Source organism: Acidovorax sp. LjRoot204, assembly GCF_056175785.1.
Window position 1 is genome coordinate 1 of the sequence record NZ_JBGFFF010000177.1, and the last position, 7,954, is coordinate 7,954.

The window sequence follows — 7,954 nt, forward strand, 5'->3', positions numbered from 1 at the left end:
CACGCCGCCCTGCAGCGCCGACTGCTGCTGCATCTCGTTGCCCAGCTGCCGCCCTGCAACGCCGACTGCTGCTGCATCTCGTTGCCCAGCTGCGAGGCGGGGAACTCCATCACCTTCATCTTGCCGCCGCTCTTGGCCGCCAGCAGTTCGCCAAAACGCTTGACGCCAAAGCTCACGGGATGGTCGGCATTGTTCAGGTGCCCGAAGCGGATCACGCGCTCCTGCTGCGCGGCGGCGGGCAGCGCCATCAAGAAGGACAGGCCAGCGGCCGCCAGAAGGCAAGCAGTTTTTTTCACAGGGACTTCTCCAACAAAAAGAAACCAGCAATGTGCACACCAAGCCCGGAGTGCATCGGGAACTGCATCGTATGAATAAAGTGGAAACTGTTTCCACAGTAGAAACCCTTTAACAATTTTTGATACATTGCGCCCGAAGAACCAGCGCTTGGGTATCCTGGAAAAACCGGTTCACGATCACGAAGAGCCCCCGCCATGAGCAGCATCCTTGAACGCAGTTTCAAAGTCCTGGAGCATCTTGCACCGCACCCGGAAGGCAAGGCCCTGTCGAGCCTGGCCTCCGAACTGGAMATGCCRCTGAGCGCCACSCACCGCCTGCTGGYCGARYTGATCCGYTGCGGCTACGTGCGGCAGGACCAGAGCCAKGGCRACTACATGCTCACCATCAAGCTGGTGTCGCTGGGCCTGGGCTATCTGAGCGCCACGGGCGTGGTGGACATTGCCCAGCCCCTGCTGGACCGGCTGGCCGCCGAATCTGGCGAGCTGGTGCGTCTGGCGGTGGTGGACGGTGATGCGCTGACCTTTGTGGCCAAGGCGCAAGGGGCCGTACGCGGCCTGCGCTACGACCCGGACATGGGCCTGTCGGTCAACCTGTCGTGCAGCTCGGCCGGCCATGCCTGGCTGTCCACGATGAGCGATGAAGAGGCCCTGGCCCTGGTGGCGCGCCAGGGCTTTGGCAAACCCGAGGACTACGGCCCCAACGCCCCCACCACCGTGAAGGCCCTGCTGGCCTACCTGCGCACCGCACGGCAGCAGGGCTTCAGCACCATCGTCGAGGTGTTTGCTCCGGCCATGACGGCCATGGCCGCACCCATCCGGCAAGGCAACGGCCCGGTGATCGGGGTGGTGACCATTGCGGGCCCACTGGTGCGCCTGACGCCCGAGCGCATGCAGGCCCTGGGCCCTGCCCTGCTGAACACCACGCACGAGCTGGCCATGGCCAGCGCGGGGTCGCCCCTGCTCAAAAAGCGCGGCTGAACCCCTTCAGCCCCTGGGTGCAAACAGCGCCAGGGTCTCGTGCGCAAACGCGCCCTCGATGTCCAGCATGCGCATCTTGGTGGTGGCGCCGCCACCGGCCGAAAAACCGCCTGTCTTGCCGTTCGCCGCCAGGATACGGTGGCACGGCACCACAGGCGCAAACGGGTTGTGGCCCAACGCCTGGCCCACGGCACGCGCAGCACCCGGCTCGCCCAATGCGGCAGCCATCTCGCCATAGGTCATGGTTTTGCCGGGTGGAATGCGGCGGGCCAGCTCGTACACGCGGGCGTGAAAGGGAGGCACGGCGTCGAGCGCCAGGGGCACATCACGCAGGTCGTCCTGCGCACCTTCAAGCAGGGCCGCCACGCGTGCTGCCCAGGCTGCCACATCGGGTGGCATCGCACCTTCGGCGAGCTGCGGAAACCGGCGCTGCATGCGGGCACGCGTTGCCACCTCGCCCGCGTCTTCCGGCAACTGCACCCCCACCAGCAGCGCCCCCCGCCATGCAATGCCGCAGTGGTCGATGGCCGTGGGGAACAGCGCATAGCCGCCTGTGGGGCGGTGCGCCGTGTCGTTGGCGTGCAGCTCTGCGGCCATTTGCTACCTTTTGAATAGCATTCAGGGCATGTAAATCAAGCGCCTCTGGCTCAATCAGCCCTCAGCGCTGCCCGCAACTGTGCACCCAGCTCGGGCTTGGCGGCAAACGGGTCGGTGGGGTTGCGGCCCATCATCACGTCTTCCATGCGCGTCTGCACCGAGGCCAGGGCCTTGGGGTGGCTGTAGATGTAGAACTGGCCCTGGGCAGCAGCGTCGAAGACCTTTTGCGCGACCTCGGAAGCAGTCACCTTGCCACTGCCCACGGCCTTGTCGCTCATCGCCTGGCCGATGAGCTGGCTCTTGGTGGGCTTTTCGGCAGGCAGGTCGCCGGGGCGGTTGCGGTGGCTCTGGTTGATGCCGGTGGGCACAAAGAACGGGCACAACACGCTGGCGCCGATCTGGTCAGTGACCAGCGACAAATCCTGGTACAGCGTTTCCGACAGGCTGACCACTGCGTGCTTGCTCACGTTGTAGATGCCCATGTTGGGCGCCGCCAGCAGGCCCGCCATGCTGGCGGTGTTGATGATGTGGCCGCGCCAAGTGGGGTCGGCCTTGGCCGCTGCCAGCATCATGGGGGTGAACAGGCGCACGCCGTGCACCACACCCCACAGGTTCACGCCCAGCACCCACTCCCAGTCCTTGACCGAGTTTTCCCACACCAGGCCGCCCGCGCCCACGCCCGCGTTGTTGAACACCAGGTGCGGTGCGCCAAAGCGCTGCTGCACGTCGGCGGCGAGTTGCTCCATCTGGGCGGCGTTCGACACGTCSACCTTGCGCGCCAGCACCTGGGCGCCKGCGGCCTGCATCTCGGCCGTGGCAGCGTCGAGCGCGTCCTGCTGCACATCGACCAGCACCAGGTTCATGCCCAGGCGGGCGCCAATGCGCGCGCATTCCAGGCCAAAGCCCGAGCCTGCGCCGGTGAGGACGGCGGTTTTGCCGGCAAAGTTGTCGATCATGTTTTGTGTCTCCTAGGGGTTGTCGATGGATGATGGGGTGCAGTCGTGAAACACGGGAGTGCGGTGATGCCGACACACGGCTTCGGCCAACGCCGCCCGAACACGCAGAGCGCATCGGGCGCAATGCGATCAAAAAGGCTGCCGTTGTTCAGGGCGCCACCGGCCGCAGCACGTAGCCAATGCGGGGGAAGTGAACGTGCACCGTGCCCGCACGCGGGTCAGTACGGCGCAGCGTGTAGCGGGTGCGGGTGGCGGCAATCAGCTCACCTTCCGTGGGCTCAGTGCCAAAGCTCTCGGCGGCAATCGTGACCTGGGTACCCAGYGGGATCCCGTGCTCGTCCTGGAACACGTCGTCGGTCAGCGGCAGCGGCTCCATGCCCGCGGCCACGGTGATGGCGTCAGCGGCACTGAACTTCTCCATGCGGCCGTGGCCCAGCGCAGCGATGCGGTCCATCCACTCCAGCACGGCGGGTGTGGCGGCAAAGATGTCGGCCATCAGGGGCACACACTGGCGCGTGAACCACAGCGGGTGGTAGGCCGCAAAGTCGGCCAGGCAAGGCTCGGCGCCGAACAGGAAGTCGTGTTCCTCGGCCATGTGCGCAATGCGCCGCAGGTACGAGCGGTAGGCGGCCGTGGCATCGGCCGGTCGCAGGCGCTGCATGCCCGCGCTCATCTCGCGGCGGTCTTCGCCAAACACTTGCGCAGCCGCCGGCGGCAGGTTGGCAAACAACACGGCGGCGCCCTTGGGCTGCAGGTTGTAGGCCATGGCRGCCCAGAACAGCGTGGTGTCGGCCCACTGCGCAAACACGCGCGACACGCCTTTGAGGTGCGGCGGATACAGCACGGGTTCGGGATGCTCATGCTCCAGCACATCGCAGATCAGGGCCGAGTCGCAATAGATATCGGCGCCGATCTGCAAGAACGGCGTCTTGCGATACCCGCCGGTCAGCGCCACCACATCGGGCTTGGGCATGACGCTGGGGATGATGACGGACTTCCAGGCCAGCTGCTTGAAGCCGAGCACCGCACGGATCTTTTCGGAAAACGGGGACGAGGGGTAGTGGTGCAGGATGAGGTAGGACATGGGTTTCTCCGCAAAATTCTGTGGGATGGCTCAGGCCGGAAGTGCGCGGTCCAAGATGGCGTCAAGGTTGACACCCGCGCCCAGCGTGCCAAAGCTGTAGCCCCAGTCACCAGAGAGGCGCGAGTCGCAAAACGCTCGGAACACTGCGCCGGGCGCACTGCGCAACAACAGGGCCGCCTGCACTGCCAACGCTACATCCTGGGCCAGTCGCCGGGCCTCGGCCTCGGTGGTCATGGCGTCTACACGCAGGGGAAGTGCGCCGGCCAGACGGTCCAGCGCCGGGTGGGCGCCGCGTGCGGGTGCCAGTTCGGCGTCCAGCGCGGCAGCGGTGTCGGCGCGGCGCACGGCGCGCATCAAATCCAGCGCCATGATGTTGCCSGCGCCTTCCCAGATSGAGTTGAGCGGCATCTCGCGGTAGATACGMGCCATSACGCCCTCGCCGCCCTCCTCCACATAGCCGTTGCCGCCCAGGCAYTCCATGGCYTCYTGSGCRAASWSGCTGCCGCGCTTGCASAYCCAGAACTTRGCGACSGGCGTGAGCAGGCGCGCCATCACGGCTTCGTGCTCACTGGTGGCCTTCTTGTCGAAGGCGCTGGCCAGGCGGATTGACAGCGCGGTGGCGGCTTCGCTCTCCAGCGCCAAATCGGCCAGCACATTGCGCATCAGTGGCTGTTCAATCAGCTTCTTGCCAAAGGCCGAGCGCTGGCGCGTGTGGTGCAGCGCAATGCTGAGCGCCTGCCGCATGAGGCCGCTGGTGCCCAGCGCGCAGTCCAGCCGCGTCATGGTGCCCATCTCCAGGATCTGCGCCACACCCCGGCCCTCTTCGCCCACGCGCCAGGCCATCGCGCCGATGAACTCGACCTCGGAGCTGGCATTGGCGTGGTTGCCCAGCTTGTCTTTCAGGCGCTGGATGCGAATGGTGTTGACCGCACCTTCGCCACCATCGGGCAACACACGCGGCAGGAAGAAGCAGGTGAGCCCGCCGGGCGCCTGCGCCAGGATCAGGAAGGCATCGCACATSGGCGCCGAGAAAAACCAYTTGTGGCCGGTGATGCGGTAGCGCGCGCCCCAGGCATCGTCGCCGTCGTGGACCGCCTGTGTGGTGTTGGCACGCACGTCCGATCCGCCCTGCTTCTCGGTCATGCCCATGCCCATGGTGAGCGCGGATTTCTGCGAGAACAGCGCCAGGCGCGGGTCGTACTGCGTGCTTGCCAAACCCTTGCTCCAGTCCGCCGATACCGCTGAATTGCCTCGCAGTGCCGGGGTCACGGCGTAGCTCATCGACACGGGGCACAGCACCGAGGGCTCGGCCTCGGTGAACAGCATGAAGCCCGCCGCGCGCTCCACATGCGCATGACCCGTGTCCTGGCGCGACCAGGGCGTGGCATGCAGGCCGTGGCGCAGCGAGGCGCCCATCAGCGCGTGGTAGCTGGGGTGGAACTCCACCACATCCGTGCGGTGGCCAAAGCGGTCGTGCGTGCGCAGCTGGGGCTTGTGGGTGTTGGCCAGGCGCGCGTGGGTCAGCATCTCGGCCGAGCCCATCTCGGCGCCCAGCGCGGTGAGGCCCTCCACACCCAGGCCAGGTGCATGCAAGCTCAGCGCGTCCTGCAGCGGCTGGTTGGTGGTGAACAGGTTCACATCCGCCCACGGCGTGCTCTGGTTGAAGACGTCATGGGTACGCGCCAGGGTGGCGGTGGGCAAGGTCATGTCGGCTCCTTCACGGGTGGGCTGTGTGAATGGTCGAAAGAGCTGCGGCTGTGTCAGCCCGCCTTTCGCAGCATTTCAATGTGCGGGATATCGTCTTCCAGATACTCGTCGGAGACCGCCTCAAAACCCAGGCTGCCGTAGAAGCCCCGCAGGTGCGCCTGCGCACTGATGCGGATGCCCCCCCGGTCCGGCCACGCCTGGCTGCAGCGGGCAATGCCCTCTTGCATCAGCGCCCGGCCTGTGCCGTTGCCGCGCGCCTCCTTGGCGGTGACCACGCGGCCAATGGAGGGCTCGGGGTAGTTCACGCCCGGGTCCACCACGCGCAGGCAGGCTTGCAGCGCACCCGCCTCGTCGTAGCCCAGCAGGTGGTAGGACTTTTTGTCCGCTTCGTCCGGGTCCTGGTAGGGGCCCTGCTCCAGGATGAACACCTTGCAGCGCAGGGCCAGGGCGTCATGCAGCGCATGCACGCCCAGGTCATCGAAGCGGGCCCAGGTCCACTTCAGCATCATCAGATCAGCTTGACCAGTTGCTTGCCAAAGTTCTTGCCCTTGAGCAGGCCCAGGAAGGCCTCGGGCGCGGCGGCAATGCCTTGGGCAATGGTTTCGCGCGGGCGCAGCTTGCCGGTGCCGACCAGCGTACCCAGCTCCTTGAGGGCATCAGGCCAGACTTCCATGTGCTCGCTGACGATGAAACCTTCGACCTTCATGCGGTTGATGAGCATGAGCGCGGGGTTGGCCATGGGCAGCGGTGCGCCGTCGTAGCCGGCGATCATGCCGCACAGGGCGATGCGGCTGAAGGCGTTCATACGCAGCATGACGGCGTCCATGATCCAGCCGCCCACGTTCTCGAARTAGCCRTCGATGCCGTTRGGGCASGCTTCCTTCAGGGCCTTGGACATGGCCTTCACGTCGCTGTGGGCACGATAGTCGATGCAGGCGTCAAAGCCCAGTTCTTCCACTGCGTACTTGCACTTGTCGGCACCGCCCGCAATGCCCACCGCGCGGCAGCCACGGGCCTTGGCGAGGGCCGCAAAAGCGCTGCCCACGGCGCCCGTGGCGGCGCTGACCACCACGGTGTCGCCTTCCTTGGGCGCAATGATCTTGACCAGGCCGTACCAGGCCGTGACACCCGGCATGCCCACGGCGCCCAGGTAGTGCGACAGCGGCACATGGGTCGTATCGACCTTGCGAAGCGCGCCGGGCTGGTCGGCATTGACCACGCTGTATTCCTGCCAGCCGCCCATGCCCACCACCTTGTCGCCCACGGCGTACTTGGGATGCTTGCTCTCAGCCACCTCGCCCACGGTGCCACCGATCATGACTTCGCCCAGCGCCTGCGATGCGGCGTAGCTCTTGSWSTCGTTCATGCGGCCGCGCATRTAGGGGTCSAGGCTCAKGTAGTGGTGGCGCACCAGCACCTGGCCGTCCTGCAGCGCGGGCGTGTCGGTCGCGACCAGCTTGAAGTTGCTGGCCACCGCTTCGCCCTGGGGACGGTTGTCGAGAACGATTTGTTGGTTGCGTGGCATGGAAAGCTCCTTCAGAAAATTCAACACTATGTTTTTGATAGCTGCCAGCGCATATATACATTGCGCTTGCAGGCAAAAAGGCTTTAAAACCTGCTGACGACCTCGATCACTGGCTCAGTCGGTGGAGATGACCTTGAGGTCATTCACATTGCGCCCGTCCACCGGCAGGCGCTTGACGTACTTGAACGTGCCGGTGGCGTGGCAGCACACCTTGCCTTGGGCGTCGTACACCGTGCCCTCGGTGAACGCCATGGTGGCCGTGCGGTGAATCAACCGCCCCTTGGCCACCAGCGGCCCGCGCGCGGGCTGCATGAAGCTGGTCTTCATCTCGATGGTGACCACACCCATGTCCGGCGTCACGCTGCGCGCGGCCGTCGCCATGGTCACGTCCAGCAGCGTCATAGACGCGCCACCGTGGGTCACGGCAAACGAGTTCAGGTGCTCAGGCTTGGCTTCGTAACGCAGCTCGGACTCGCCGTCCTCCATGCGGTGCAGCGTGAAGCCCAGGTGGCTGACAAAGGGGATTTCGACACCAAAACTGATCAAGGTTTGTTCCTTTGGAAATGTAGGTCGCAACTGGCGCGGCACAGGCGAGGGACGCAGAGCAAGGGCAGCCCCGCAGCGATTGCGTCGTCCCCCTTCCCGAATCGCTCAGCGATTCGAGAGAAGGGGGAAGCGGCGCAGCCGCTCAGGGGGATTTTCACCCTCCGGTCACAATGCTCACGCCGCCGTCCACCGCCAGCCAYTGGCCGGTRATGTGCTTGCCCGCATCCGACGCATACAGCGCGCACAGGCCCTTCAGGTCTTCATC

The 7,954-nt window shown here is 65.6% G+C and carries 8 protein-coding genes and 2 pseudogenes; 1 reads left to right on the plus strand and 9 read right to left on the minus strand.

Features of this window, described 5'->3' with window-relative positions; translation table 11 throughout:
* A pseudogene (locus tag AC04MI_RS21425) lies at nt 1–248 on the minus strand (hypothetical protein); the annotation flags it as partial.
* A gap of 243 nt (nt 249–491) precedes the next feature.
* On the opposite strand from AC04MI_RS21425, the gene AC04MI_RS21430 reads away from it, so the two are divergent.
* Nucleotides 492–1,274: an IclR family transcriptional regulator gene (locus AC04MI_RS21430; protein ID WP_476498644.1), complete on the plus strand. Its 783-nt coding sequence runs from the start codon at nt 492–494 to the stop codon at nt 1,272–1,274.
* A 6-nt stretch (nt 1,275–1,280) separates the two neighbouring features.
* Here the strand turns inward: AC04MI_RS21430 and AC04MI_RS21435 are convergent, their stop codons facing one another.
* From AC04MI_RS21435 to AC04MI_RS21470, 8 genes and pseudogenes are all read right to left on the minus strand, one after another.
* Entirely contained in the window at nt 1,281–1,871 is a 591-nt protein-coding gene (locus tag AC04MI_RS21435; protein WP_056746248.1) for a methylated-DNA--[protein]-cysteine S-methyltransferase, read from the minus strand.
* Nucleotides 1,872–1,921: 50 nt separating this feature from the next.
* On the minus strand, nt 1,922–2,827 hold the full coding sequence (locus AC04MI_RS21440) for an SDR family oxidoreductase (protein WP_116750020.1): 906 nt from the start codon (nt 2,825–2,827) through the stop codon (nt 1,922–1,924).
* A gap of 148 nt (nt 2,828–2,975) precedes the next feature.
* Nucleotides 2,976–3,911, minus strand: a complete 936-nt coding sequence (locus AC04MI_RS21445) for a glutathione S-transferase family protein (protein WP_436077173.1) — start codon at nt 3,909–3,911, stop codon at nt 2,976–2,978.
* Nucleotides 3,912–3,941: 30 nt separating this feature from the next.
* Nucleotides 3,942–5,618, minus strand: a complete 1,677-nt coding sequence (locus AC04MI_RS21450; protein ID WP_476498645.1) for an isovaleryl-CoA dehydrogenase — start codon at nt 5,616–5,618, stop codon at nt 3,942–3,944.
* Nucleotides 5,619–5,671: 53 nt separating this feature from the next.
* Nucleotides 5,672–6,127, minus strand: a complete 456-nt coding sequence (locus tag AC04MI_RS21455; protein ID WP_436077171.1) for a GNAT family N-acetyltransferase — start codon at nt 6,125–6,127, stop codon at nt 5,672–5,674.
* Entirely contained in the window at nt 6,127–7,143 is a 1,017-nt protein-coding gene (locus AC04MI_RS21460) for an NADP-dependent oxidoreductase (protein WP_476498646.1), read from the minus strand. The genes AC04MI_RS21455 and AC04MI_RS21460 overlap by 1 nt, the downstream gene beginning before the upstream one ends.
* Before the next feature lie 114 nt (nt 7,144–7,257).
* Nucleotides 7,258–7,689, minus strand: a complete 432-nt coding sequence (locus AC04MI_RS21465) for a PaaI family thioesterase (protein WP_056063497.1) — start codon at nt 7,687–7,689, stop codon at nt 7,258–7,260.
* Nucleotides 7,690–7,843: 154 nt separating this feature from the next.
* A pseudogene (locus tag AC04MI_RS21470) lies at nt 7,844–7,954 on the minus strand (gluconate 5-dehydrogenase); the annotation flags it as partial.